Annotated in this window: 17 protein-coding genes and 2 riboswitches; of the genes, 1 reads left to right on the top strand and 16 read right to left on the bottom strand. The window is 62.3% G+C overall.

Annotated elements, in window-relative coordinates; all coding sequences use genetic code 11:
- Positions 1 to 6: 6 nt before the first annotated feature.
- From EWV35_RS01760 to gcvP, 10 genes are all read right to left on the bottom strand, one after another.
- Positions 7 to 1,197 carry a thiolase family protein gene (locus tag EWV35_RS01760; RefSeq protein WP_129658242.1) on the bottom strand — a complete coding sequence of 397 codons (1,191 nt, stop codon included), beginning with the start codon at positions 1,195 to 1,197 and terminating at the stop codon, positions 7 to 9.
- Between the two features lie 48 nt (positions 1,198 to 1,245).
- On the bottom strand, positions 1,246 to 2,523 hold the full coding sequence (gene pcaDC, locus EWV35_RS13565) for a bifunctional 3-oxoadipate enol-lactonase/4-carboxymuconolactone decarboxylase PcaDC (RefSeq protein ID WP_129657606.1): 1,278 nt from the start codon (positions 2,521 to 2,523) through the stop codon (positions 1,246 to 1,248).
- Positions 2,520 to 3,758, bottom strand: coding sequence for a lyase family protein (locus tag EWV35_RS01750; protein ID WP_129657604.1), 1,239 nt, complete (start codon positions 3,756 to 3,758; stop codon positions 2,520 to 2,522). Before EWV35_RS01750 ends, pcaDC begins: the two co-directional genes overlap by 4 nt.
- A gap of 3 nt (positions 3,759 to 3,761) precedes the next feature.
- The gene (pcaG, locus tag EWV35_RS01745; RefSeq protein WP_129657602.1) at positions 3,762 to 4,406 is read right to left on the bottom strand and encodes a protocatechuate 3,4-dioxygenase subunit alpha; all 645 of its coding nucleotides are present in this window, start codon (positions 4,404 to 4,406) and stop codon (positions 3,762 to 3,764) included.
- Complete coding sequence (gene pcaH, locus EWV35_RS01740) at positions 4,406 to 5,239, bottom strand: protocatechuate 3,4-dioxygenase subunit beta (protein WP_129657600.1); 834 nt, start codon at positions 5,237 to 5,239, stop codon at positions 4,406 to 4,408. Before pcaH ends, pcaG begins: the two co-directional genes overlap by 1 nt.
- 246 nt (positions 5,240 to 5,485) lie before the next feature.
- Entirely contained in the window at positions 5,486 to 9,379 is a 3,894-nt protein-coding gene (locus tag EWV35_RS01735) for a DNA-directed RNA polymerase subunit beta' (RefSeq protein WP_129657598.1), read from the bottom strand.
- A 53-nt stretch (positions 9,380 to 9,432) separates the two neighbouring features.
- A complete protein-coding gene (gene rpoB / locus EWV35_RS01730) occupies positions 9,433 to 12,948 on the bottom strand; it encodes a DNA-directed RNA polymerase subunit beta (protein WP_129657596.1) in 3,516 nt (1,171 codons plus the stop codon).
- A gap of 346 nt (positions 12,949 to 13,294) precedes the next feature.
- Positions 13,295 to 14,743 carry an L-serine ammonia-lyase gene (locus EWV35_RS01725; RefSeq protein ID WP_129657594.1) on the bottom strand — a complete coding sequence of 483 codons (1,449 nt, stop codon included), beginning with the start codon at positions 14,741 to 14,743 and terminating at the stop codon, positions 13,295 to 13,297.
- Between the two features lie 56 nt (positions 14,744 to 14,799).
- A complete protein-coding gene (gene gcvT, locus EWV35_RS01720) occupies positions 14,800 to 15,984 on the bottom strand; it encodes a glycine cleavage system aminomethyltransferase GcvT (protein WP_129657592.1) in 1,185 nt (394 codons plus the stop codon).
- 28 nt (positions 15,985 to 16,012) lie between these two features.
- Positions 16,013 to 18,886 (bottom strand): aminomethyl-transferring glycine dehydrogenase, encoded by a 2,874-nt coding sequence (gcvP, locus tag EWV35_RS01715; RefSeq protein ID WP_129657590.1) that lies wholly within the window; start codon positions 18,884 to 18,886, stop codon positions 16,013 to 16,015.
- 26 nt (positions 18,887 to 18,912) lie between these two features.
- Positions 18,913 to 19,009, bottom strand: a riboswitch (glycine riboswitch).
- A riboswitch (glycine riboswitch) is annotated at positions 19,010 to 19,101 on the bottom strand.
- A gap of 181 nt (positions 19,102 to 19,282) precedes the next feature.
- Here gcvP and EWV35_RS01710 point away from each other — a divergent pair.
- Positions 19,283 to 20,713 carry an MFS transporter gene (locus EWV35_RS01710; RefSeq protein ID WP_238654027.1) on the top strand — a complete coding sequence of 477 codons (1,431 nt, stop codon included), beginning with the start codon at positions 19,283 to 19,285 and terminating at the stop codon, positions 20,711 to 20,713.
- An 86-nt stretch (positions 20,714 to 20,799) separates the two neighbouring features.
- Here EWV35_RS01710 and EWV35_RS01705 read toward each other — a convergent pair whose 3' ends face one another.
- Genes EWV35_RS01705 through modA form a run of 6 tightly spaced genes read right to left on the bottom strand, consistent with a single transcriptional unit; the run spans position 20,800 to position 25,201 of the window.
- On the bottom strand, positions 20,800 to 21,276 hold the full coding sequence (locus tag EWV35_RS01705; protein WP_129657588.1) for a molybdenum cofactor biosynthesis protein MoaE: 477 nt from the start codon (positions 21,274 to 21,276) through the stop codon (positions 20,800 to 20,802).
- Positions 21,266 to 21,751 carry a MogA/MoaB family molybdenum cofactor biosynthesis protein gene (locus EWV35_RS01700; protein ID WP_129657586.1) on the bottom strand — a complete coding sequence of 162 codons (486 nt, stop codon included), beginning with the start codon at positions 21,749 to 21,751 and terminating at the stop codon, positions 21,266 to 21,268. The genes EWV35_RS01705 and EWV35_RS01700 overlap by 11 nt, the downstream gene beginning before the upstream one ends.
- Positions 21,748 to 22,239: a cyclic pyranopterin monophosphate synthase MoaC gene (moaC, locus tag EWV35_RS01695; RefSeq protein WP_129657584.1), complete on the bottom strand. Its 492-nt coding sequence runs from the start codon at positions 22,237 to 22,239 to the stop codon at positions 21,748 to 21,750. The genes EWV35_RS01700 and moaC overlap by 4 nt, the downstream gene beginning before the upstream one ends.
- Entirely contained in the window at positions 22,236 to 23,519 is a 1,284-nt protein-coding gene (locus tag EWV35_RS01690; protein WP_129657582.1) for a molybdopterin molybdotransferase MoeA, read from the bottom strand. Before EWV35_RS01690 ends, moaC begins: the two co-directional genes overlap by 4 nt.
- A complete protein-coding gene (locus tag EWV35_RS01685) occupies positions 23,512 to 24,387 on the bottom strand; it encodes a molybdate ABC transporter permease subunit (protein ID WP_238654025.1) in 876 nt (291 codons plus the stop codon). Before EWV35_RS01685 ends, EWV35_RS01690 begins: the two co-directional genes overlap by 8 nt.
- Positions 24,371 to 25,201 carry a molybdate ABC transporter substrate-binding protein gene (gene modA / locus EWV35_RS01680; protein WP_129657578.1) on the bottom strand — a complete coding sequence of 277 codons (831 nt, stop codon included), beginning with the start codon at positions 25,199 to 25,201 and terminating at the stop codon, positions 24,371 to 24,373. The genes EWV35_RS01685 and modA overlap by 17 nt, the downstream gene beginning before the upstream one ends.
- Between the last annotated feature and the right edge of the window lie 22 nt (positions 25,202 to 25,223).

Here is a 25,223-nt window from a genome sequence, read left to right as displayed (position 1 = left end):
CGACTTCTACTTTCCCTCGTCGTTCTCCAGCACCACGGCCAGTCCTTGCCCGACGCCGATGCAGATCGCAGCGACTCCCCATCGGGTTCCCGATTTCCTCATCGAGCGTGCCAGCGTGCCGAGGATCCTGGTGCCGGAGGCGCCGAGCGGATGGCCGATCGCTATGGCTCCGCCGTGCGCGTTGACGATGCTCGGATCAATTCCCCACGCGTTAATGCACGCCAGGGACTGGGCGGCGAAAGCCTCGTTGAGCTCGACGGCTCCCACACGAGACCAGTCGATACCGGCTCGTTCCAGAGCCCGATTGGCCGCTTCGACCGGGGCATAACCGAAGTATTGGGGCTCATTGGCCGCCGATGCCCGGCCCGCTATGCGCGCGAGCGGATCGAGACCGATCAGATTGGACGCCTTTTCGTTGCCCAAGAGGGCAGCCGACGCCCCGTCGTTGAGCGGTGACGCGTTACCGGCCGTGACTCGACCATTGTCCTTTCGGAACACAGTGCGCAGAGACGAGAGCGTCTCGGCCGTACTGTCCGGGCGCAATGATTCGTCCCGCGTCAAGTCCGTGCCGGGTACCTGCTCGACGAGATCAGCATAGAAACCTGACGCCCACGCCTCGGCCGTCAGCCGGTGCGAACGCGCACTGAATTCATCCATCGCTTCGCGTTCCACGCCGTACTTCTCGGCCAACCGCTCGGTCGCTTCACCGAGTGAAACCGTCCACTCATCTTTCATCTGGCGATTGACCAAACGCCATCCAAGGGTCGTAGAAGCCAGATTCAGGTCCCCGGCGGGAAATGGCTTGCTCGTCTTCGGCAGGACCCAGGGGGCGCGGGACATGGATTCCACGCCGCCGGCGACCACGACGTCGGCCTCGCCCACGTTGATGGCGCGGCTCGCTTGCATTGCAGCGTCCAGGGAAGAACCGCAGAGTCTGTTGATCGTCGTGCCCGGCAAGGAGTCCGGCAATCCCGCCAGAAGTGTTGCCATCCGAGCGACGTTCCGGTTCTCCTCCCCCGCGCCGTTCGCATTGCCCAGATAGACCTCATCGACTGAGTGTCCTTCAAGCCCCGGGGCCCGCTCAACGAGTCGGCGAAGCACGAATGCCGCCAGATCGTCGGGACGAACGCCGGAGAGTCCTCCGCCGTACTTTCCAAAAGGAGTGCGAACCGCGTCGTAGACATACGCAGAGTGCAAGTCGTTCATGGGGTCCTTCCAGGTGCTCGTGAGCGTGATATGTGGTTCTTAGAGGTCGCCGAGCGCGTGCAGGACCTCTTGGGCCCGGGCGAACGCCGTGTTGGCCGCCGGGACACCGCAATAGATGGCCGATTGCAGGATGACCTCCTGGATTTCTTCGACAGTGACGCCGTTACGACGCGCGGCCCTGACGTGCATCTCGAATTCCGACCAGTGGCCCAGAGCGATCATGGCCGTCATAGTGATCGCACTGCGCGTTTTCCGGTCCAGGCCCGGCCTCGTCCAGATCTCGCCCCACGCGTATCGGGAAATGAAATCTTGAAAAGGAGCCGTGAAGGCAGTGGTTCGAGTCTCGGCCTGGTTCACGTGCTCATCGGACAGGACTTCCCGCCGCACCTTCATCCCTGCGGCCTTCACGTCCGTGCGGCTCATGTCCTGGTCCGGAAGGATCGGCGACGACGCATCGGCGGTTCGGGCGGAGTCCTCCGCAGCCCCCGAGGACCGGGAGCGGAAGAACTCGACGATCTCGCTCGCAGCACGCCCCGGTTGTTCCGCGGGCAAGAGGTGCGCTGCCTCGTCGAAGACCACGGCCTTCGAGTCCTGGACTCCTTCAGCGATTTGTCGGAGACTCTCGGGAGGCGTTGCGACGTCGTTCGACCCCGCCATGGTCAGAACCGGGACCCGGAGGTCTCGGAGGCGCTCGCGCACGTCGAACCGGGCGAGAGCCCGGCACACGAGGCCGTAATTGTGTCGATCGGCCTCTTGGAGGCTGTGCAGGAGTTCGGTGCCGACCACGTGCTCTTCACCCAGGAACCCGGGTGCGAACCACTTCTTGGCCGATCCGATCACTTGGGTAGGGGTACCCGAGGTCTCGACGAGTTGCGCGCGCTCGATCCAACTCGACGGATCGCCGATTTTGGCTCCCGTGCAGATAGCGGCGATCGCCTTCAGCTCATCGGGGTGTGCCAGTGCCAAGGAAAGTCCAACGGCGCCGCCGACCGAAACCCCGGCGTAGAAATAGGCTTCGGTCGAGGTCCCGCGTTCCTCCTGGACACGCCGGGCGAGCACGTGCACGCCCTCGGCCAGCTCTTCGACGCTGAACTCCTCCTCGACGACACCGCCCCGGCCATGACCGGGCAGCTCCCACCCGACGAGATCAAATTTCTCCCTCAGGTACTCTGCGGCAGGCGCCCACAAAGGCGTCACGGAAGTTCCGAGCGACGGCCCGAGGACCAGCAGCGGCTTAGCGCGTCGTGCCTGTGCGTCCTGAAGCGATCCCTCGAGGTTCTCGCCGAGGGCCACTGGTGTAAGTTCCGGGATGCTCATTGGTTCTCCTTCGCGTGCTTCCATCGACGTGCGGCGGTTCGAGCCTGATGGGCGCTGTTGCCGGTATTCCGCTTTTCCGATGCTTCGCTCCCGTCCGGGCACAGATTGGCGTTCATGGCATCGGCGTGGACCTCGAGGCCGGACACCAGATCGGACAACATAGTGCTCGCCACGATCCCGTGCCGGGCGACCGACCGAATCGGTTCCCACTCCAGGTGCCACGCGAGTTCAGATCTTTCCTCGACGGCGAGCGCCTCGGATTCCAACAGCGCGCCCATGGATCGGGCCGCCATGACCGCCGAGCGGCGGATGAGGATCGACATGCTCGGATTCCGTTTGTGGGGCATCGACGACGATCCTCCGCGTCCGGCCGCGATGGGTTCCGTGAGTTCGGCGATCTCGTCGCGGGACGAAATCACGATGTCGCCCGCGATCTTGCCGCAGGCCGTTGCCGCCTGCGCCAGAGGTTGCACCGCGTCGATCATCGGACGACGTCGCGTATGCCAGACTTGCTCGACCGCCGGGCCGTTCAGGCCCAGTCGTTGCGCCCACATCAGCCCGAGGCGGTCGGGAACAGGCATGTTCAGGGATTCGTCATCGTGTAGGTTCATCAGGTCGAGAACCGCAGCGTTCGTTCCGGCGGCGCCACCTCCGGAGACCGGAAGCCATAGAAGTCCTGGATCCGTCGCCCGTGCCGCGGCCGCGACGGCGTCCAACCACCGGCCCGCCCGGGCACCGAAAGTCGTAGGCAAGGCATGCTGGCCCAACGTCCTGGCCGCCATCGGCGTCTCGGCGTGCATTTCGGCCACCACGGACAGGTCGTCCGCGGCCCGGCACAGTGCCGCATGGGTTTTTCCCAACGAGTCCCTGATCACGAGCATCAAAGCCGTGTCCAGGATGTCCTGGCTCGTGAGCCCCCGATGCACCAGAGCTGTGCCTGGGTCCTCCCCGTTCGGCGAGGCCTGAGCGACCTTGGATTTCAGCGCTTTGACCAGGCCGATAACGGGATTGCCGCCACCCTCGGAGCCTTCGGCGATCTCCGGCAGGTTATCGTGAAGGCCGGAATCGATCGCCGAAGCGACCCGCACGGCGCTCGGGGCATCCGCGAAACCCGCGTCGGCCTGCGCGAGAACCCAGGCGGATTCCGCGCGGACCAGAGCGTCCAGGATCGCAGCATCCCCGACGACGGACTCGGCACGGTGGCCTCCGGGAACCAAAAGATCCGTGAAAGACATGCCCTAGCTCTCGATTCCTGGGAACTTCAGGAACACGGTTTCGTCCTCGCCCTGCAGGCGAATGTCGTGGTGCAACGAACCGTCGTCACGTCGAGTGGCAATGAGGGTTCCGCGGCGGTCCTCCGGCAGGGATTGCAACAGCGGATCCGCGGCCAATGCTTCGTCATCGTCCGGAAGGTAGACGCGTGTGAAAAGACGGTTGAGGAGACCACGCGCGAAGACCACCATCAGGAAGTACGGTGCGTGACCGTAGCCCGTAGGCCCCGGATTGACCGTCGTGAAATTGTACGTCCCCAACCGGTCCACGGCGTGGCGCCCCCATCCGGTGAACGTGAATCCGTCACGGTTCAGCGACCCCGTCTGGTCAGGAATGTTCCCGTTCTCGTCGGCTTGCCAGATCTCGATCATCGCGTCGGGAATGACCTCTCCCTCCCCGTCGAATACTTGGCCGAAGAGGCGCACAGAATCCGGACGCGACTGGCTCACGAGCTCATTGCCGCCCCGATAGGGCAGGCCCATTTCCTCATGAGCCGTCGCGTATCCGAAGAAAGGACCGATCGTCTGCCCGGGCGTCGGCGTGAGGTCCTCGGGCGCCGCGTCCACGGGTCGACCATAGCTGACAGGAATTGCGGTTTCCTCGCGGTTCATCACTGAGCATCCTCCGATTCCATCCAAGTACGGTTGCTGCCACCCAGGACGATGTCCCAGTTGTAGCCCAACAGCCATTCGTGTTCGGACACGCCGTGGTCGTAGGTTGCGACCAAGCGTTCGCGCGCCTTGGGATCGACAATGGACTGATATATCGGGTCCAGGGCGAAGAGCGGATCCCCCGGGAAATACATCTGCGTGATCATGCGCTGAGTGAAATCCGTACCGAACAACGAGAAATGAACGTGCGCGGGCCTCCAGGCGTTGCGGTGATTCTTCCAGGGGTAGGGCCCCGGTTTGATGGTTGTGAATTCGTAGGAGCCGTCCTCACCAGTGAGGCATCGCCCGACCCCGGTGAAATTCGGGTCAATCGGCGCCGGATGCTGATCGCGCTTGTGAATGTACCGACCCGCGGCATTGGCCTGCCATATCTCCACGAGCTGATGGCGAACGGGACGCCCTGCCGAGTCCATGACACGGCCGCGGATCTTGATCCTCTCACCAATGGGCTCGCCCCCGCCCTGAATCGTCAAATCGGATTCCAGCTCGTGAATATCACGATGACCGAATGCCGGCGAGGTCAACTCGATCAGTTCCGGATCGGTGTGATGCAGGTCCTTGGTCGGGTGCCGCAGAACCGAACTGCGATACGGCGCATAGTCGAGTCGCGGCTGGGTTTCCTCCGAGCCCGAGGCTTGGTACCGCTCCCTTTGTTCCCGAACCTGCCGGTTGATGAAGTCTTGACTGTCCGCAGCAGCGTCGGGGTTCGTCACCGACCGCTCTGTGAAGTTTTCTTCGTCCAGATTTTTCTCGGCGTGGTCTTCGATCACCATGTCGATCTCCCTTCCGCAACGGGTGTGATGCATAACCCGTTCAGTGGTCAATCTACCGTTTGCCCGTTCGTAATGTGACTCGGCGTACGCAATGCGAACAGAGCGCAAGACCTTGTCAAAGCTTGATTCGCTGGCCCTGGGCCGCAACTGCCCCGGCACAACGACGGCGGCCGGCCCTCTCCGGGAGGAGAGGGCCGGCCGCCGTCGAGCGTGGAGCGGACTCAGCCGCTCACGTGCGTTCTATATTCAGTTGCTTCCGAAGTCGTAGTCATCCAACGGGATGGCCTGGAACTCGGCCGCCACGGAGGCGTCGTTCTCAGCGGCATAGCTGAAATCGCCGAACCCGGTCGAGTTGGCGTACAGCTTTTCGCGAGCCTCCTCGGTCGGCTCGACCTCGATGTTGTTGTAACGATCGAGACCGGTACCGGCCGGGATGAGCTTACCGATGATCACGTTCTCCTTGAGACCGACCAAGGGATCCGACTTGCCCTCCATCGCGGCCTGGGTCAGGACTCGAGTGGTCTCCTGGAAGGAGGCCGCAGAGAGCCACGAATCCGTCGCCAGCGAAGCCTTGGTAATACCCATGAGCTCCGGACGACCAGCCGCGGGACGCTGCTGGTTGACCATGGCCTTCTTGTTGGCCTGCTGGAATGCGACGGTCTCCACGAGCTCACCCGGAAGCAAGGAAGTGTCTCCGGACTCGATGACCGTGATACGACGTGTCATCTGACGGATGATGACTTCCACGTGCTTGTCGTGGATGCCCACACCCTGAGACCGGTACACGCCCTGGACCTCGTCCACCAGGTGCTTCTGCGCCTCACGGGGACCGCGAATACGCAGAACTTCCTTCGGATCCACCGCGCCGGAGACCAGCTGCTGGCCGACCTCCACACGGTCGCCGTCTTCAATGAGCAGACGCGCACGGCGGAGGATCGGGTAGGCAATCGCCTCGTCGTCCTTGTTGTCCGGGGTCACGATGATCTTGAGAGCCTTGTCCGTGTCCTCGATCGACACACGACCTGCGATCTCGGAGATCGGCGCGACGCCCTTCGGGGTACGAGCCTCGAAGAGCTCCTGAATACGCGGCAGACCCTGCGTAATGTCCTCTGCCGAAGCAACACCGCCGGTGTGGAAGGTACGCATGGTCAGCTGGGTACCGGGCTCGCCAATGGACTGGGCGGCGATAATGCCGACGGCCTCGCCGATGTCCACCAGGTTTCCGGAAGCCATCGAACGCCCATAGCATTTTGCGCACACGCCGACCGCAGACTCGCACGTCAGTACCGAGCGAACGCGCACGGTCTGGATGCCCGCCTTGTACAACGTCCGGATCACGGTGTCCGATACGTCGTCGCCCGCGTTGGCCAGAACGTTTCCGTCCTCGTCCTTGACATCGACCGCAAGAATACGACCATGGATCGAATTCTCGACGTCCTCGTGCAGCATGACCGAGCCGGTGTCCTCGTCGATCTGGACGAGCGGGAGGTTCAGGCCGCGGCGCGTCTGGCAGTCCAGCTCGCGGACGATGACGTCCTGCGAGACGTCGACCAGACGACGCGTCAAGTAACCCGAGTTGGCGGTACGCAACGCGGTATCCGCAAGACCCTTGCGGGCACCGTGGGTCGCGATGAAGTACTCCAGAACCGACAGGCCTTCACGGTAGGAAGACTTGATCGGACGGGGCATGATCTCGCCGCGGGTGTTGGCCACGAGACCACGAATACCCGCGATCTGGCGAACCTGCATCCAGTTACCGCGAGCTCCCGAAGACACCATGCGGTTGATCGTGTTGAGATCGGTCAAGTTGTCTCGCATGGCCTGGGCGACCTCGTCGGTCGCTTTGGTCCAGATGTCAATCAACTCGGAACGGCGCTCGTCGTCGTCGATCAGACCCAACTCGTACTGGCCCTGGATCTCGTCGGCCTGCTTCTCGTAACCGGCCATGATCTCCGGCTTGGCCGGAGGTGTCGCGATATCGGAGACCGCAACGGTCACGCCCGAGCGAGAAGCCCAGTAGAAACCGGTGTCCTTGAGGTTGTCCAAGGTGCGAGCGACGTCGACCATCGGGTAGTTCTCCGCCAGATCGTTGACGAGCTGACCGAGCCCCTTCTTGTCGGCGATGCCATTGAACCACGGGTAATCGGCAGGAAGAGTCTCGTTGAAGAGAACCTGACCGACGGTGCATTCGACCAGAACGGGCTGACCCTGTTCCCAACCCTCGGGAGCTTCCCATCCTTCGTATGGGACGAAGTCATCGAGAACGATCTTCACGCGTGAGTTCAGGTGAATCTCTTTGCGCTCCATGGCCATGAGCGCTTCCGCCAAGGACGAGAACGCGTGGCCCTCACCCTTTTCGCCTTCGCGCACCGTGGTCAAGTGGTAAAGACCGATGATCATGTCCTGGGACGGAACCGCCACGGGACGACCGTCAGAGGGCTTGAGGATGTTGTTCGAGGACAGCATCAGAACACGCGCCTCGGCCTGCGCCTCGGGGCTCAGCGGCAGGTGCACTGCCATCTGGTCACCGTCGAAGTCGGCGTTGAACGCGGAGCACACGAGCGGGTGCAGCTGGATGGCCTTGCCCTCGACGAGTTGCGGTTCGAATGCCTGAATACCGAGTCGGTGCAGAGTCGGCGCGCGGTTCAGCAGCACGGGGTGCTCAGTGATGATCTCTTCGAGAACATCCCACACCTGCGGGCGGAAACGCTCGACCATTCGCTTAGCCGACTTGATGTTCTGAGCATGGTTCAGATCGACCAGGCGCTTCATCACGAACGGCTTGAACAGCTCCAGCGCCATCTGCTTCGGCAAACCACACTGGTGCATCTTCAGCTGGGGCCCGACGACGATCACGGAACGACCCGAGTAGTCGACGCGCTTGCCCAACAGGTTCTGACGGAAACGTCCCTGCTTGCCCTTCAGCATGTCGGACAGCGACTTCAACGGACGGTTGCCGGGTCCGGTGACCGGGCGGCCGCGTCGACCGTTGTCGAACAGCGAATCAACCGCTTCCTGGAGCATGCGCTTTTCGTTGTTCACGATGATCTCGGGGGCACCGAGATCCAGCAGACGCTTGAGACGGTTATTGCGGTTGATCACGCGACGATACAAATCATTGAGGTCTGAGGTCGCGAAACGGCCGCCGTCCAGCTGAACCATCGGGCGAAGCTCCGGAGGAATGACCGGAACCGCGTCGAGGACCATGCCCAAAGGCGAGTTGTTGGTCGTCAGGAATGCATTGATGACCTTGAGGCGCTTGAGCGCACGGGTCTTCCGCTGCCCCTTGCCGTTCTGGATGATGTCGCGCAGCGCTTCGGCTTCGCCGGCCATGTCGAAATTCTCGAGGCGGTTCTTGATGGACTCGGCGCCCATCGACCCCTCGAAGTACATGCCGTACTTGTCGACCATGGAACGGTAGAGCGCCTCATCACCTTCGAGGTCGCTGACCTTGAGGCTCTTGAAACGGTCGAAAACCTGATCCATGTGTGCGATCTCGGCATCGACACGCTTGCGCACCTGTGCCATCTGACGCTCCGAGGAGTCGCGCAGCTTGCGCTTCTCTGCGGCCTTGCCGCCTTCGGCCTCGATGCGGGCAAGTTCTTCCTCGGTTTCCTTGGCGATTGCCGCAATATCGGCGTCGCGCTCGGTCTCGAGAGCTTTCTTGTCCTTGTCGTGTGCCGCCTGGAGATTCGGCAGATCGTCGTGACGACCTTCCTCATCGACCCAGGTGATCATGTACGCGGCGAAGTAAATGATCTTCTCGAGATCCTTCGGCGCCAAATCGAGCAAGTAGCCGAGGCGTGAAGGAACGCCCTTGAAGTACCAAATGTGAGTCACGGGCGCGGCCAGTTCGATATGGCCCATGCGCTCACGACGCACCTTGGCGCGAGTCACCTCGACGCCGCAGCGCTCACAGATGATGCCCTTGAAGCGCACGCGCTTGTACTTGCCGCAGTAGCATTCCCAGTCGCGGGTCGGACCGAAGATCCGCTCGTCGAACAGGCCTTCTTTCTCCGGCTTCAGGGTTCGGTAGTTGATGGTCTCAGGCTTTTTGACCTCACCGTATGACCAGTTTCGGATGTCTTCCGCGGTGGCCAGGCCAATCCGCATCAGGCCAAGTGAAGATTCGTTGGACATGGGGTCCTTTTCTCTCAAAAACTCTTGAAGGATCTGGTGTGGATGAGTGAGATTTAGACTTCCTCAACCGAGCTGGGCTCGTTGTGGGAGAGGTCAATACCCAATTCATCGGCAGCCCGGAATCCTTCATCCTCCGAGTCGCGCATTTCGATCGCATTGCCTTCGGTCGAGAGAACCTCGACGTTCAAGCACAGAGACTGCATTTCCTTGATGAGCACCTTGAAGGACTCGGGAACACCCGGTTCTGGGATGTTGTCGCCCTTCACGATGGCCTCGTAGACCTTGACGCGTCCGTGGACGTCGTCGGACTTGATGGTCAGGATTTCCTGCAGGGTGTAGGCGGCGCCGTACGCCTCGAGTGCCCACACCTCCATCTCGCCGAAACGCTGTCCGCCGAACTGAGCCTTACCGCCCAGCGGCTGCTGGGTAATCATCGAGTAAGGACCGGTCGAGCGGGCGTGGATCTTGTCGTCCACCAAGTGGTGCAGCTTGAGGATGTACTGGTAACCCACCGAGATCGGCTCCGGGAAGGGTTCGCCGGTACGACCGTCGAACAAGAGTGCCTTGCCCGAGCGGTCGATGAGGCGTTCACCGTCGCGGTTCAGATTGGTGTGGTCCAGCAGGTCGAAGATTTCCTCTTCGTCCGCGCCGTCGAACACCGGGGTTGCAACCTTGGTCGGGCCGGATTCCTTGGGGAAATTCGGCAGGTTGTCCAGCCACTCGGGGTTGCCCTCGATCTTCCAGCCCTGCTGGGCCAGCCAACCGGTATGGACCTCGAGAACCTGACCAATGTTCATACGCCCGGGCACACCCAGCGGGTTCAGGATCACGTCGACGGGAGTTCCGTCGGCCATGAACGGCATGTCTTCGACGGGCAGGATCTTGGAGATGACGCCCTTGTTGCCGTGACGGCCGGCGAGCTTGTCGCCGTCGGTGATCTTGCGCTTCTGAGCCACATAGACGCGGACCAGCTGGTTGACTCCGGGAGGCATGTCCTCGTCGTCTTCATCGCGGTCGAAGACGCGAACGCCAATGACCGTGCCGGACTCGCCGTGCGGAACCTTCAAGGAAGTATCGCGAACTTCACGGGACTTCTCGCCGAAGATCGCGCGCAGCAGGCGCTCTTCCGGTGTCAACTCGGTCTCGCCCTTGGGCGTGACCTTACCGACCAGGATGTCGCCGGCCTCGACCTCGGCACCGATGTGGATGATGCCTCGCTCGTCGAGAGCCGAGAGGACGTCCTCGGAGACGTTCGGGATGTCGCGGGTGATCTCTTCCGCGCCCAACTTGGTATCGCGGGCATCGATCTCGTGCTCCTCGATGTGAATCGAGGTGAGAACGTCCTCGGAGACCATGCGCTGGGACAGAATGATCGCGTCCTCGTAGTTGAGGCCTTCCCAAGACATGTAAGCGACCAGTAGGTTCTTGCCGAGAGCCAATTCGCCCTGATCCGTGGACGGGCCATCGGCGATCAGACCGCGAGCGCCCACCCGATCCCCCTCGGAGACGACAACACGGTGGTTGTAGCAGTTACCCGGGTTGGAGCGCAGGAACTTGGCGATCGGGTACGACGTCGTGGTTCCGTCATCGTTGGCGATGACGACCATGTCGGCCGAGACCTCGCGAACCACACCGGCCTTCTGGGCCAGCACGGAATCGCCGGAGTCCATCGCGGCGTAGCCTTCCATGCCGGTGCCGACGATCGGGGATTCCGACTCGAGCAGCGGCACAGCCTGACGCTGCATGTTGGCGCCCATGAGGGCGCGGTTGGCGTCGTCGTGCTCGAGATACGGGATCAGCGACGTACCGACCGAGACCATCTGGCGCGGGGAAACGTCCATGTACTGGACATCGTCGGCCGGCTTGGCCTCGGCCTCGCCGGATCCGTCCGAGGCACGGCACAGCACGTATTCCTCGACGAAGTGCTGGTCATCGGTCAACGGCGCGTTGGCCTGAGCGATGATCTTGCCCTTCTCGTCGTCCGCCGTCAGGTAGACGACCCTCTCGGTCACCTTGCCGTTGATGACCTCGCGGTACGGGGTCTCGATGAAGCCGAACGGGTTGATGCGCGCGAAGGTCGCGAGCGAGCCGATGAGGCCGATGTTCGGGCCTTCAGGAGACTCGATCGGGCACATGCGTCCGTAGTGGGACGGGTGCACGTCGCGAACCTCCATGCCCGCACGGTCACGGGACAGACCGCCGGGGCCGAGGGCGTTGAGACGACGCTTGTGCGTCAGCCCGGCCAGCGGGTTGTTCTGGTCCATGAACTGCGAGAGCTGCGAGGTGCCGAAGAACTCCTTGATAGAGGCGACGACGGGGCGGATGTTGATCAGGGTCTGCGGCGTGATGGCCTCGACGTCCTGAGTGGTCATGCGCTCACGAACCACGCGCTCCATGCGGGACAGACCCGTGCGAATCTGGTTCTCGATCAGCTCGCCGACCGCACGGATGCGGCGGTTGCCGAAGTGATCGATGTCGTCGGTGTCGACCAGGATGTCCTGCTCGACGCCGTCACGCTTGCCCTTGATGGACTTGCCGCCGGCGTGCAGGGTCACGAGGTAACGGATCATCGCGACGATGTCTTCCTGGGTCAGGACCGAGGAATCGTTGTCACCAATGGGCTTGTCCACGCCGAGCTTGCGGTTGATCTTGTAACGACCGACCTTGGCCAGGTCGTAACGCTTCGGGGTGAAGTACATGTTGTCGAGCAGCGACTGGGCCGCGTCGACCGTCGGCGGCTCACCCGGACGAAGCTTCTTGTAGATATCGATGAGAGCTTCGTCGCGAGTCTCGACGGTGTCCTTCTCGAGGGTCGCACGAATCGAATCGTACTCACCGAATTCCTCGAGGATCTTGGAGTCGGTCCAGCCGAGTGCCTTGAGCAGTACGGTCACGGACTGCTTGCGCTTGCGATCCAGGCGCACGCCGACCTGGTCGCGCTTGTCGATCTCGAGCTCGAACCAGGCGCCGCGCGAGGGAATAATGCGCGCCGAGTAAATATCCTTGTCCGAGGTACGGTCCACGGCCTTTTCGAAGTAGGCACCGGGCGAACGAACCAGCTGGGAGACGACGACGCGCTCGGAACCGTTGATCACGAACGTGCCGGACTCGGTCATGAGCGGGAAGTCACCCATGAACACGGTCTGCTGCTTGATCTCACCGGTTTCGTTGTTCATGAACTCGGCCTTGACATATAGCGGGGCCGAGTAGGTGGCATCACGATCCTTGCACTCCTCCATGGAGTACTTCGGGTCAGCGAATTCCGGTTCCGAGAAGGACAGGGACATGGTGCCCTGGAAGTCCTCGATCGGGGAGATCTCTTCGAAGATCTCCGTCAGGCCGGAAACACGGGAAACGGAGTTGTCGCCGGTCTTGTCCGCTTCGGCAACGCGCTGAATCCAGCGGTCGTTGCCAACCAGACGATCGAAGCTCTCCGTCTGCAGGGCCAGCAGGTTGGGAACGCTGAGTGGTTCGTGAATCTTTGCGAATGAAATGCGTGAGGCGGAACCGTCGTGCGGGTTTCCCTCCGCTTGAGCGGCATCATAATTAGAGGTGCTCGAGGCGACCAAGATTGGATCCTTCCACAGACCTGTCTGTACACGAAGGCTTGCCCGGATCCACGGTTTCCCACGTTCCGGCGGTCGATCTTAGGCGCACGAGGTTCGACCCGTAAATGGGCGATCTCTGTGAGTCGGTGGTCGTGGTTGCCTGGAAGCGTGAGCTGGATCCATCAGTTGTACCCACCGCTATATGAAGGCACAAAAATTTAGGGAAAGCGCAAATTTTTACTCTACATGGTTCCGACGGTTCTGTCCACCCGTGGTAGTGGCGGTTTGTCGCCGTGAGACGCTCGCTCTGCTCGGTCGGCGACGTCGGCACCCTGCCGAATTGCCGCCTCGAGGGCAATCCTCTCCTTCAGCACTCGACCACGTTGACGGCCAGACCGCCCTGAGAGGTCTCTTTGTACCTGTTGGACATGTCGACGCCTGTCTGCCGCATCGTCTCGATGACTTGGTCCAGGGAGACCCGATGCTCCCCGTCTCCGCGCATCGCCATCTTCGCTGCATTCACGGCCTTGGCCGCGGCCATGGCGTTCCGTTCGATGCAGGGGATCTGGACGAGACCACCGACCGGATCACAGGTCAACCCGAGATTGTGTTCCATCGCGATTTCGGCGGCGTTCTCAACCTGTTCGACGTTGCCGCCGAGAACCTGCGCCAGCCCCCCGGCCGCGATCGACGAGGCCGAGCCCACTTCACCTTGGCAACCGACTTCGGCTCCGGAGATCGACGCGCGCTTCTTGTACAGCGTCCCGACCGCGGACGCGGCGAGGAAGAAGTCGATGACCGCTTTCTCGCGGACCTTTCTCCCTCCGTGGCGGATCGCCGGGATGTAGTTCACCGCGTAGTGGAGCACCGCCGGCACGATTCCGGCCGCACCATTCGTCGGAGCCGTGACGACTTTGCCGCCGAAGGCATTTTCCTCGTTGACCGCGAGCGCAATCAGGTTGACCCAATCGATCGCGTACTGCGGGTCCTTGTTGGGATCTTCGTCCAGCAGTTCCCGATGCCAGCGCTGGGCCCGGCACCGGACCTTGAGGGCACCCGGGAGGTATCCGATCCGTGTCAGCGAGGACCCGATGCATTCGCGCATGACGCGGTAGATCCGGAGGATCCCGGCCTCGACGTCCTCGCGAGAACGCGCCGTCATCTCGTTGGCCATCTTGAGTTCCGCAATCGAGATGCGTGCCTCGTTGGCTTGTGAGATCAATTCCTCGGCGGATTCGAACGCGTACGGAACGTCCGTGAGGCTGTCTCCCCCGGCGGCTTCTTCGCCTTCTTCGATCACGAATCCGCCGCCAACGGAGAAGTATGTCCTCTCGTCCAGCATCAACCCGTCCGCGTCGGTCGCGGTGAAACGAATACCGTTGGTATGCCGCTCCAGGATGGTCAGCGGCCGCAGCACCATCGCGGCTTCGCTGACCTCGACCTCGGGTCCGGAGACCAAGAGGTCCCGGCCCGCCTCGGACGGAGTTACTTCGGGTCCGAATCCAGCGAGCACGAGCTTTCCGGTTGCCTGATTCTCGGAGACCATCCGTTCGGCCTCTGCGACGTCAATGGTCTCCGGGACCCAGCCCAGGAGTCCCTTGACGACCGCGGACATGGTTCCATGTCCTGCACCCGTTGCGGCCAAGGAACCGTAGAGGTCGACCTTGATCCCTGCGACGTCATCGAGACGACCAGCGCCGATCAGTTCGGTGACGAATCGGTTGGCAGCTCTCATCGGCCCCACGGTGTGGGAGCTTGAGGGACCCACACCGATGCTGAACAGGTCGAAAATGCTGATATCGGTGGTGCTTTTCATGGCCTTCCACACCTCCCCTGGTACTTGTGCTTCGGCAGAACCGGAAGTCACGGAATCTATTTCGATCGGCTGTAGAACGGCAGTTCCACGACCTCGAAATCATTGGATTTTCCGCGGATGTCGACCGCGATGGTTGTTCCCACGTCTGCGTGCCGGGCCTCGACGAAAGCCAGCGCTACAGGGTAGCCCAGGGTCGGCGACGGAATCCCGGATGTGACTTCCCCGATCTCCCGGCCCTCGTCCCCATCGCCCTCGAGCAGCGTCGAACCGGCGCGTGCGGGCCGTTTGGACAGGCCTTTGAGCCCAACAAGTACCCGATGGTCTGGGTCCTCTGCGGCGCTTTGTGCCTTCTCCAATGCGCTCCTGCCGACGAAGTCCGCTTTGCTCTTGAGCGCGCCGTCGACCATTCTTCCCAGTCCCGAGGTATAGGGAGAGATATCGGCTCCGAGCTCGTGTCCGTAGAGCGGCATGCCCGCTTCGAGTCGCAAGGAGTCGCGGGCAGCCAGGCCCGCAGGCACGACCCCTTTGTCCTTCCCGGCCTCCTGGAGAAGTTTCCAAAGGGCCTCGGCCGACTCGTTGGGTACATACAGTTCGAATCCATCCTCACCCGTGTACCCAGTGCGGGCGAGCAGAACGTCGATGCCGCCCACGGTCGCGGGCGCGGACGCGTAATACTTGAGTCCGGGAAGTTCCGTGCCTCCTTCGGCGAGCTGAAGTTCGTCGAGGACGCTCTCCAGAACTTCGGCCGCCACGGGTCCCTGCAATGCAACGAGCGAGGTGGCCGCGGTTTCTTCGTGGACGCTCGCATCGAATTCGGTTCCACGGACGGTGAACTCACGGAGGACGGCGTCCGCATTGGAGGCGTTGGGAACGACGAGGTATTCCTCCTCGGCCACACGATACGTAATCAGGTCGTCGACCAGCCCACCTTGTTCATTGGCCATCACGGAGTACTTCGCGCGGCCGACGGCAAGCTTGGAGAAGGAAGAGACCAACGCATAGTCGAGAAGCGCGGTGGCATCTGGGCCCGTGATGCGTATTTCGCCCATGTGGGACAGGTCGAAAAGACCGGCGGTCTCCCGAACCGCTTTGTGCTCGGCGACGTCGTTGCCGTACTTCAGCGGCATTTCCCAACCGCCGAAGTCCGTGAAGGACGCACCGAGGGCTTCGTGAAGGCCGTACAGGGGCGTCTTGCGGGGGCTTTCGGGATTCGGAATGTAGTCCTGGTTCTGAATCGTCATGACAATGCTCGTTTCTCTTCAGGAGTGGTTACTCAGAGGTGGATTCGGCACTCGTTGCTTCGAGGTCGAAGGCCTCGATCGGAGGGCATTCACAGACGAAATTGCGGTCGCCCGCGGTACCGTCGATTCGGCCGACCGGCGCCCAGTACTTGTGACGGCGCAGGCTTGTCACGGGGTAACCGGCCTTCGAGCGCGAATATTCCCGGTCCCACTCATCGGCTGAGAGCATCTCCGCCGTATGCGGCGCCAACCGCAGGACCGACCGCTCGGCGTCGACCAGTCCTTGGGCCACCTCGGTCATTTCGGCGTGGATTTGGGCCATTGCCTCGATGAACCGTTCGAGTTCCTCGAGATCTTCGGACTCGGTGGGCTCGACCATGAGCGTCCCGGCCACGGGGAAGGCCAACGTCGGAGCGTGGAATCCGTAGTCGATCAGGCGCTTGCATACGTCCTCCGCGGTGATCCCCGAGGCCTGCGTCATGGGCCTGAGGTCCAAGATGCACTCGTGGGCAACCAAGCCGGACGGACCCGTGTACAGCACGGGGAAATATTCGTTGAGGCGTCTGGCCAGATAATTCGCGTTGAGGATCGCGACCTCGGCCGTTCGCCGAAGACCCTCGCCGCCCGTCATCGCAATGTACATCCACGAGATCGGAAGAACCCCCGCCGAACCGAAGAAGGCCTGCGAAACGGCTTCCACTCGCTTCGAGTCGGCGCCGGATTCGGCGTCGAGCTCGGCGGCATCGCCCGGCAGGTACGGAGCCAGTTGTGAGGCCACGGCGACCGGTCCGACTCCCGGGCCGCCCCCACCGTGCGGGATACAGAACGTCTTGTGCAAATTGAGGTGGGAGACGTCGCCGCCGAACTCGCCCGGGGCGGCGAGGCCCACCAAGGCGTTGAGGTTCGCACCATCGACATAGACCTGACCGCCCGCATCGTGGACCAGCTGACAAACCTGGGTCACGGTCTCCTCGAAGACGCCATGAGTCGAGGGGTAGGTGATCATGATGCCGGCGAGCTGCTGTCCGTATTTCTCGATTTTGGCTTTCACATCGTCGACGAGGATCGATCCGTCTTCCGCGGTGGCCACCGAAACGACTTTCAGTCCCGCCATCACGGCCGAAGCCGCGTTGGTACCGTGCGCCGAGGCCGGAATCAGCACGAGATCGCGCCCGGATTCTCCTCGGTCACGGTGGTAATCGCGGATCGCCTGAAGGCCCGCGTACTCACCTTGTGATCCGGCATTCGGCTGGAGCGAGACGGCCGAGTATCCGGTGATGGCGGTCAGCCAGTCCTCGAGGTTCTTGATCAGTTCGAGCCAGCCCTGAGCTTGGTCTCGAGGCGCGAGCGGATGAATATTCGCAAACTCAGGCCATGAGATGGGTTCCATCTCCGAAGCAGCGTTGAGCTTCATGGTGCAGGAGCCCAGGGGAATCATCGTGCGGTCCAGAGCGAGATCCTTGTCGGAAAGCTCCCGAAGGTAACGCATCATGGAGGTCTCGCTGCGGTGACTGTGGAAAGTGGGATGGCTCAGGTAGTCGTCCTGGCGCAGCGTCTCGGCGGGCAGGTCGAACTCCCCCGATGTATCCGAAGGAGCCGAACCGAACGCGGACAGCACCGCGTCGAGCTGATCAAAGGTATGAGGTTCTCCGACGCTGATGCCTACGCGATGGGCATCGACTCTGCGGAGATTTATGCCCTTGTCCAATGCGGCGGCCACAACCTCGTCCGCACGCCCGGGCACGATCGCGGTTACGGTGTCGAAGAAGACCCGGTGCGCGAGCTCGATCCCTCCGGCTTCGAGTCCCGCGGCGAGGTAGGCGGCCTTGTCGTGGATTTCCTCCGCGATCCGACGCAGTCCTTCCGGGCCGTGGTACACCGCGTATGCTCCGGCGACGATTGCGAGCAGCGCCTGCGCTGTACAGATATTCGACGTCGCCTTCTCGCGCCGGATGTGCTGCTCTCGGGTTTGCAGCGACAAGCGATACGCGGGACGACCGGTTGCGTCGGTGCTGACTCCGACCAACCGCCCGGGAAGCGAGCGCTCCAGCCCACGCCGAATCGCGATGAACGCAGCGTGCGGTCCGCCGAAGAAGAGAGGAACGCCGAAACGCTGGGAACTGCCGATCGCAATATCGGCCCCCTGGGATCCCGGCGAGGTGAGCAGAGCGAGCGCGAGGGGATCCGTCGCGATGGTGACCAGAGCATTGCGCTCGTGCGCCTTCTCGACGAGGTCAGTGTTGTCAATAACCTGCCCGTCCGCGCCGATCTGCGCGGCGAGGACCCCGCACAGGTCACCGCCCGGCAGCCCTTCCGAAAGGTCTGTTATGACGATCTCGATCCCAAGGGTCGACGCACGGCCTTCGATAATTCGCAGGGTTTGGGGCAGCAGCCGCGAATCCACGACGACCTTGCCGGCCTTGACCTTGCGGTTGGCCCGGCGCATCATGACCACGGCTTCGGCTGCGGACGTGGACTCGTCCAGCATTGAGGCGTTGGCGATGTCCATTCCCGTGAGGTCCATGATCGCGTTCTGGAAATTCAGCAGGGCCTCGAGCCGGCCCTGAGAGATTTCCGGCTGATACGGGGTGTACGAGGTATACCAACCCGGGTTTTCCAGGATGTTGCGACGAAGGACGGCCGGGGTGATGGTCTCCGAATACCCTTGACCAATCATTTGGACCTTGACCTGGTTGCGATCGGCGAGGCTCCGGATGCGTTCGGAGGCCTCGTGCTCGCTCAGGGCTTCAGGCAGGCCGGGCAATTCGAGTGATGCGGTTTTGCGAATGGAACCGGGAACCGCGGCGTCAGCCAGGGCGTCCAGGGATTCGAATCCGAGCTCCTCGAGCATCGAGGTGATGTCTGCGGTACGGGGGCCAAGGTGGCGATCGAGGAAGGACATGATCTCTCCGGGGTCGACGGAACTGTCCTCCCCGCTCTGTGCCTTGACCTGAGAGTTTTCGGCCGCGGAGTCTCAAGCGGCCTTGCCCCTTCGGCGGGGCCATGGAGCCCCTTTCCAGAGTTGCCTGGCACTACGGTTCATTGGCCTGAGAGTTTCCCGGGGAGGGTTTGCTCCTTCGGCGCCCGGTCCAGCCGAGGCTCTCCCGCAGTGCTTGAGCGGCAATTTCCTTTTAAGTGTGCCACATCGCACGGGTGCGGGCGAACATCGGGCCCCGGCATTGTCGAGAAGGCGCCCTGACGAGGCAAGAAGCCCCTTTTCTCACAAAACTGCCGCCTCGTGCCTCGTGACGATGTGGGCCACTAGCCTGATCTGGATAGCAACGTTATGTTTGTCACCATGAAGTCAGTTACCAGCTTGATCCCAGCTCGTCTGGACCGCCTGCCCTGGAGCACATTTCACACCATGGTGATCGTTGGTCTGGGGACCGCATGGATTCTCGACGGTCTCGAGGTCCAGATCGTCGCGGCCAATGGCTTCGCGCAGACCCTCAACATGTCCACGACCCAGATCACCGGGGCGGCCACCGCTTACCTCCTGGGCCAGGTCCTGGGGTCGCTGTTCTTCGGCGCTCTGACCGATCGGATCGGTCGGAGGAAGCTCTTCATCCTGACACTAGCGGTCTACCTGATCGGCTCGGGCATCGCAGGACTCTCCTTCGCCCCGTGGTTCCTCTATATCTGGCGGTTCGTCGCGGGCGCCGGCATCGGCGGCGAGTACAGCGCGATCAATGCCACTATCGACGAGTTGATCCCGGCGAAATATCGAGGACGCGTGGACCTGATCGTCAACGGGACCTACTGGGCCGGTGTGATGATCGGTGCGATCGCAACGATCTTCCTATTGGACCCCGACCTCTTCCCCATCGACTGGGGTTGGCGCATAGGTTTCTTCATCGGCCCGGTGCTGGGACTGATCCTCATCCTGATACGTCGCCACATCCCGGAATCCCCGCGCTGGATGCTGACGCACGGACACGGCGAACAAGCAGAATCGGTCGTCGATGGCATCGAGCACGATGTCCGCTCTCACGGTCGCGATATCCCAGAGGTCGACCAGAGCAAGGCTTTGCGGATCAAGCCCGAAGAGAAGCTGCCGTTGAGATCACTCGCCCACGTGTTCCTCAAGCAATATCCGACTCGCACGGTCCTGGGCATCACTTTGATGGTGACCCAGTCCTTCCTCTACAACGCCATCTTCTTCACGTATGCGATCGTGCTGGAGACTTTCTACGGGGTGAGCCACTCGGCGGCCGGCAAGTACATGATCCCGTTCGCACTCGGGTCTCTCTTGGGACCGATCCTTCTGGGTCGACTTTTCGACACGATCGGTCGCCGCAAGATGATTTTCGGAACCTACGGACTCGCTGCGGTGATACTGGCTGCTTCCGCGATCTTATTCTCCATGAACGTCTTGGGACCGATCACTCATACGATCTTCTGGTGCGTGGCCTTCTTCTTCGCGAGCGCCGGCGCCTCGGCCGCATATCTGACCGTCTCGGAGATCTTCCCGATCGAAGTTCGTGGCCAGGCCATCAGCTATTTCTTCTCGATCGCGCAGGTCGCCGGCTCGGTTGCCCCGCTCATTTACGGTCTGCTCATCGGCACCGGCGAACACCGCGGGCCGCTGGTCTGGGGTTATCTCATGGGTGCGGCGATCATGATGGCCGGGGGCCTGGTCGCGTGGTTCCTCGGCGTCGATGCCGAGAACAAGGGGCTGGAAGACGTGGCAGAGCCTTTGACCAAGGAAGTCCCCACGGTCCAGCCCTAGGGAACGGGGGCGGCATCGGGCTATGGAGTGCTTTTCGAGCCCCCGCACGATCTGATATGCACGCCGTAACCTGGTTCGTGCACACCCTAGCCTTGCAAACCCACCCAGTCGACCGTTCCGTCGTCCAAAAACTGTTCTTTCCATATCGGCACTTCGGCCTTGACCGTATCCGCCATGTCTTCGCAGGCCCGGAAGGCGGTTCCGCGGTGAGCCGCGGCCGCCATGATCGTCAGAGCCGATTCGCCGATGTCCAAGGGGCCGATCCGGTGGACTGCCCACAACCTGACCTCGGGGTTCCGCGCGGAAACCTTCGCGGCGACCTCCCGCATCATCTCCCCGACCTGCGGGTGCGCGGTATAGGTCAGCCCCTGGACTCCACGCCCCTCGTCGTGGTCCCGGACGACCCCGTCGAAGACGACGAGTGCGCCCATGGCACGGGTCAGCGTCGCCGACCGCGCTTGGCCCGCCAGCGGTTCGAGAGGCTCCTCGATCACATCCGCCCTGACCACGACGCCGGTTTGCTCGGCCACGTACGCCGGGTCCCCGGAATGTTCAGTGGTCATGACGATCCTCCAATTGATTCAGAACGTGCGGGTAGATTCCGTCCAAAACAGCAATTCCGTCCTTGACTCCGCCCGGAGAACCGGGCAGTGTCACCACAAGACTGCGGCCGATCACTCCCGCGACGCCCCGCGAAAGGACCGCGGTCGGCGTCGACTCGAGCCCCTTGCGCCACAAGGCATACATGACCCCGGGGATTTCGTAGTCCAGGTGCGGGGCGACCGCCTCTACCGTTCGGTCGTCGGAACTCAGGCCCGTGCCCCCGGATGTGATGATCAGCCGTGGCCTCGCGCGCTCATCGGCAACCGCCGTCTCGAAGGCTTCCGCAAAGTGCGCGTCCTCGACCACGATCGGGTCCGGAGTCGAAAAGCCCGCGGAGCGCAACCAGTCGACCAATGTCGCGCCCGAATGATCCTCGTAGACTCCTCGCGCCGCCCGGGTCGAGGCGACGAGCACCACCGCTGTTCCTCCGATCATCGGTCCTCCTCGATGGACCAGGAGCCGGATTTACCGCCCGATTTGGCCAGGACACGCATATCAGTGATCGTGGCGTGCTTGTCGACCGCTTTGATCATGTCGTACAGGGCGAGCGCGGCCGTACTGACTGCGGTCAGCGCCTCCATCTCGACGCCTGTCACTCCGCGGGTCTTGACTCTCGCCTTGATCCGGACGCCGTCCTCGAGACGATCGAAATCCACCGTGATCTTGCCCAAAGGCAAGGGGTGGCACAACGGGATGAGGTCTGGGGTCTTCTTGGCGCCCATGATCCCGGCTATTCGTGCGACAGGCAATGCGTCACCCTTGGGAAGGTCCGCGGCATACATGAGTTCGACGACGTCGGGGCGGGTCCGGACGGTCCCGACCGCGGTGGCCTCCCGGCTGGTCTCATCCTTGCCGGTCACGTCCACCATGTGTGCCGAACCGTCGTCGCGGACATGGGTCAGCCGGTCGTGGTGTTCTGTCATGAATTCTCCTCAAGGTGCTCCAGAGCTGTGGTCAACGGGTGGACTTGTACGGCGGAGCCGCGAGGCAAGTCAGCTTCCGGCGGCACTTCGATCAGGCAATTCGAGGCCACGGATTGCGCAAGCAGATGTGAGCCCGATCCTCCGACGGCCTGGACCCAGAAGGTGGCGTCGCCGCGAGCTTTGAGGCGGCCGCGTCTGAATTGAGTCTTTCCCGGAATACCACGAAGTTCCTGGGACACGAGGGCGGTGACCGGATGCCGTTCCAGCGCTGCCTCCCACATTCGGGCGGCCAGAGGGGCGACGAAGAGACGGAAGGAGACAAGGGTACTCACAGGATTTCCCGGTAGCGCGACGACGGGGACACCGGAGAGCGTGGCATAACCTTGGGGGCCGCCGGGTTGCTGAGCGACGTGTCCGAACCAGGCGTGGGCCTCCGCCTCCAGGACTTGTCGAACGACCTCGAATTTCCCGTGGCTGATACCTCCGGAAGTCACGATGAGATCAGGTTGAACTCGTTGGGCCGCTTCCTCCAGGCGGGTACGCAGTTGGTCGGCGTCGTCGCCGGTTACGATTTTGTCCGCGATTTCCAGGCCGTGCTCCTGGCACAGTGCCTCGAGCATTGGACCATTGGCATCCGGGATCTGGGCGTTGTCCAACGGGACCGTCGCATCCGCGGACACCTCTTCTCCCCCAGTACAGATCAGCACCCGGGGCCGGGCCCATACCTCGACCGTCGCGATACCTTGGCTCGCCAGAACCCCGATGGCCTGGGCGCTGAGTGGTTTGCCCGCCGGGGCGAGAGTCTCTCCCCGGATGAGGTCCGATCCGGCCATTCGAAGAAACTGCCCGTTCGGGACGGTAGGAACCTGCAAGTGTTCTCCGGCGGCCACGAATTCCGGCGGATTACACTTTTCCACCGGGACGACGGCAGCCGTTCCCTCAGGCAGCTTGGACCCGGTCATGATCGGGCAGACGAGATCGGCTCGATCCAACCCTCTGGGATAGTCGCGCGCGGGGTCGGTTCCCGCGGGCAATACGGGGCCGGCAACAAAAGTACGATCCTCCGACCGGTTCGCCTCGGCACTGAGCGCGTAGCCGTCCATCTGGGAGTTGTCGAAACGCGGCGAGTCCTCTGAGGCAATGACGGAATTCGCGAGGATACGCCCGTATGCCCTACCGAGAGCTAGACTTTCGCTCCGAGGGCTCGCCCCAACAGATTCAAGCAACCGGGTCAGAGCGGTGAGGTGCTCGCCCGGTGAACGCGGTTCCGAGTCATGCATAGGAGATCTCCGCCTTTCGAACTCTTCCCAAGAATCTCGCGAGGAGCATCAGCCCCACGACCAGCAAGTACAGCGCCAGTAGCATGATGCAGCTGCCGAGTGCCGCGTCGACGTCATTGGAGCTGAGCCCGATCTCTATGTTGAGCGGAATGGTCCGGGTCGTTCCTTCAATATTTCCGGCAAAGGTAATGGTCGCCCCGAATTCGCCGAGCGCCCGCGCGAAGCTCAGGAGGCCAGCGGTCAGAAGCCCCGGCCCAGCCTGAGGCAGCAGGACCTTGCGGATGATCTCACCGCGTGTTGCCCCCTCGGTCGCGGCGATCTCCTCGTATCGGCGAGGTATCGCGGAGAGAGCCGTCACTGCCGTCGAGACGAAGAACGGCATCGACACGAATACCTGGGCCAGAATCACGGCCCACGACGTGAATGCGATGGTCACGTCCGCTTGGGCGAGAATTTTTCCGAACAGTCCGTTGCGACCCCAGAAGAACATCAGGGCCAAGCCGGAAACCACGGGCGAGAGCACCAGCGGAGCGTACACGATGAAGGCGATGGGGCCGCTGAATGCGGATGCGAGTCCTGCCGGCCCTATGCGGCCGGATTCATTGGTTCGAGCCCGGCCGGTACGGGTCAGCATCAGCGACAGCGGAATTCCGACGACGACGCAGCACACCGTGGAGACGCAGGCCGTCGTGACGGACAGCTCGAGGGCTTCCATCGCGGACGGCTCCGTCAGGAGGTGGCCCGCCCGCGACCACGGGATCTTGACGATCAGTCCGACCAGCGGCCCCAGGACCAACAGCAGTGCGATCCCGGCTGGGACGTACATCCATGCCGGGAACGCATAATTCGAATTATTCGTCCGAGCCAAAGCCGTACTTCTCGAGGATCTGTTTGGCGTCATCGCTCTTGAGCCACTTGTAGAAGTCTTTGGCCTCGCCGTTCTTCTTGCCGGTATCCGTCAGGGCCGCAGGGTACTGATTGTTCTGAATTCCCTTGAGGTCGATCGTCGAGATGTCCTCGTTGTTCTTCTGCATGTTCAGCGCGTCCGTGGAGTACACGAATCCGGCGTCCACTTCTCCCTGGCTGACTTTGGTCGACACGGCCGATACATTGGCTTCTTGGCTCGCGTTGTCGAGTTTGACGTTCGCCGCGTCCAGGGCTTGCTGGGCCAAGGTCCCGCACGGTACCTCGGCGGCACAGACTGCGACGGGTTTGTCCGCGGCGTCCTGAATCGAATGGATATTTCCCGGGTTGCCGGGCGCGGTCACTAACTGAAGTGTATTCGTCGCGATCACGGACGTGTCGTGGGAATCCTTGAAGGCGTCGAGCTTAAGGGCCTTGTCCATGTTCTGCTGGTCCGCAGAGACAAACATGTCCGGGGATGCGCCCTGGTCGATCTGCTGTACCAGTGCCGAGGAACCAGCGTAATTCCACTTGATATCCGTGTCGGAGTGGCTTTCCTTGTACTTTGAGGCCAGTTCGTCCCCCGCTTTGTTCAGCGACGCCGCCGCGAAGACATTGACGGTCTTGTCGTCGGCGGAGCTCGAATCATTGGACTGGCTTCCGCACCCGGTCAGCAGGATCAGGCCGACCGCGGACGTCGCAATGGCTCCTATCAAACCGCCTCGACGACCCCGCGGACGAGCCGAGTTCTTGACATCAGTGTTCAGGTGGGCTTTCATACTTCGTCCTCCATTGGGTGTT

It is taken from the genome of Rothia uropygialis (assembly GCF_004137765.1).
Lineage (GTDB): Bacteria > Actinomycetota > Actinomycetes > Actinomycetales > Micrococcaceae > Rothia.
This window is presented reverse-complemented; position numbering and strand designations above follow the sequence as displayed.

Excerpts from the sequence above, each read along its gene's own strand:
- modA (WP_129657578.1), bottom strand. The coding sequence starts at position 25,201 with ATGAAAGCCCACCTGAACACTGATGTCAAGAACTCGGCTCGTCCGCGG.
- pcaH (WP_129657600.1), bottom strand. The coding sequence starts at position 5,239 with ATGGTGATCGAAGACCACGCCGAGAAAAATCTGGACGAAGAAAACTTC.
- EWV35_RS01725 (WP_129657594.1), bottom strand. The coding sequence starts at position 14,743 with ATGAAAAGCACCACCGATATCAGCATTTTCGACCTGTTCAGCATCGGT.
- pcaDC (WP_129657606.1), bottom strand. The coding sequence starts at position 2,523 with ATGAGCATCCCGGAACTTACACCAGTGGCCCTCGGCGAGAACCTCGAG.
- EWV35_RS01750 (WP_129657604.1), bottom strand. The coding sequence starts at position 3,758 with ATGTCTTTCACGGATCTTTTGGTTCCCGGAGGCCACCGTGCCGAGTCC.
- EWV35_RS01705 (WP_129657588.1), bottom strand. The coding sequence starts at position 21,276 with ATGACCACTGAACATTCCGGGGACCCGGCGTACGTGGCCGAGCAAACC.
- EWV35_RS01690 (WP_129657582.1), bottom strand. The coding sequence starts at position 23,519 with ATGCATGACTCGGAACCGCGTTCACCGGGCGAGCACCTCACCGCTCTG.
- gcvT (WP_129657592.1), bottom strand. The coding sequence starts at position 15,984 with ATGACGATTCAGAACCAGGACTACATTCCGAATCCCGAAAGCCCCCGC.
- pcaG (WP_129657602.1), bottom strand. The coding sequence starts at position 4,406 with ATGAACCGCGAGGAAACCGCAATTCCTGTCAGCTATGGTCGACCCGTG.
- EWV35_RS01700 (WP_129657586.1), bottom strand. The coding sequence starts at position 21,751 with ATGATCGGAGGAACAGCGGTGGTGCTCGTCGCCTCGACCCGGGCGGCG.
- EWV35_RS01710 (WP_238654027.1), top strand. The coding sequence starts at position 19,283 with ATGAAGTCAGTTACCAGCTTGATCCCAGCTCGTCTGGACCGCCTGCCC.
- gcvP (WP_129657590.1), bottom strand. The coding sequence starts at position 18,886 with ATGTCCTTCCTCGATCGCCACCTTGGCCCCCGTACCGCAGACATCACC.
- EWV35_RS01735 (WP_129657598.1), bottom strand. The coding sequence starts at position 9,379 with ATGTCCAACGAATCTTCACTTGGCCTGATGCGGATTGGCCTGGCCACC.
- moaC (WP_129657584.1), bottom strand. The coding sequence starts at position 22,239 with ATGACAGAACACCACGACCGGCTGACCCATGTCCGCGACGACGGTTCG.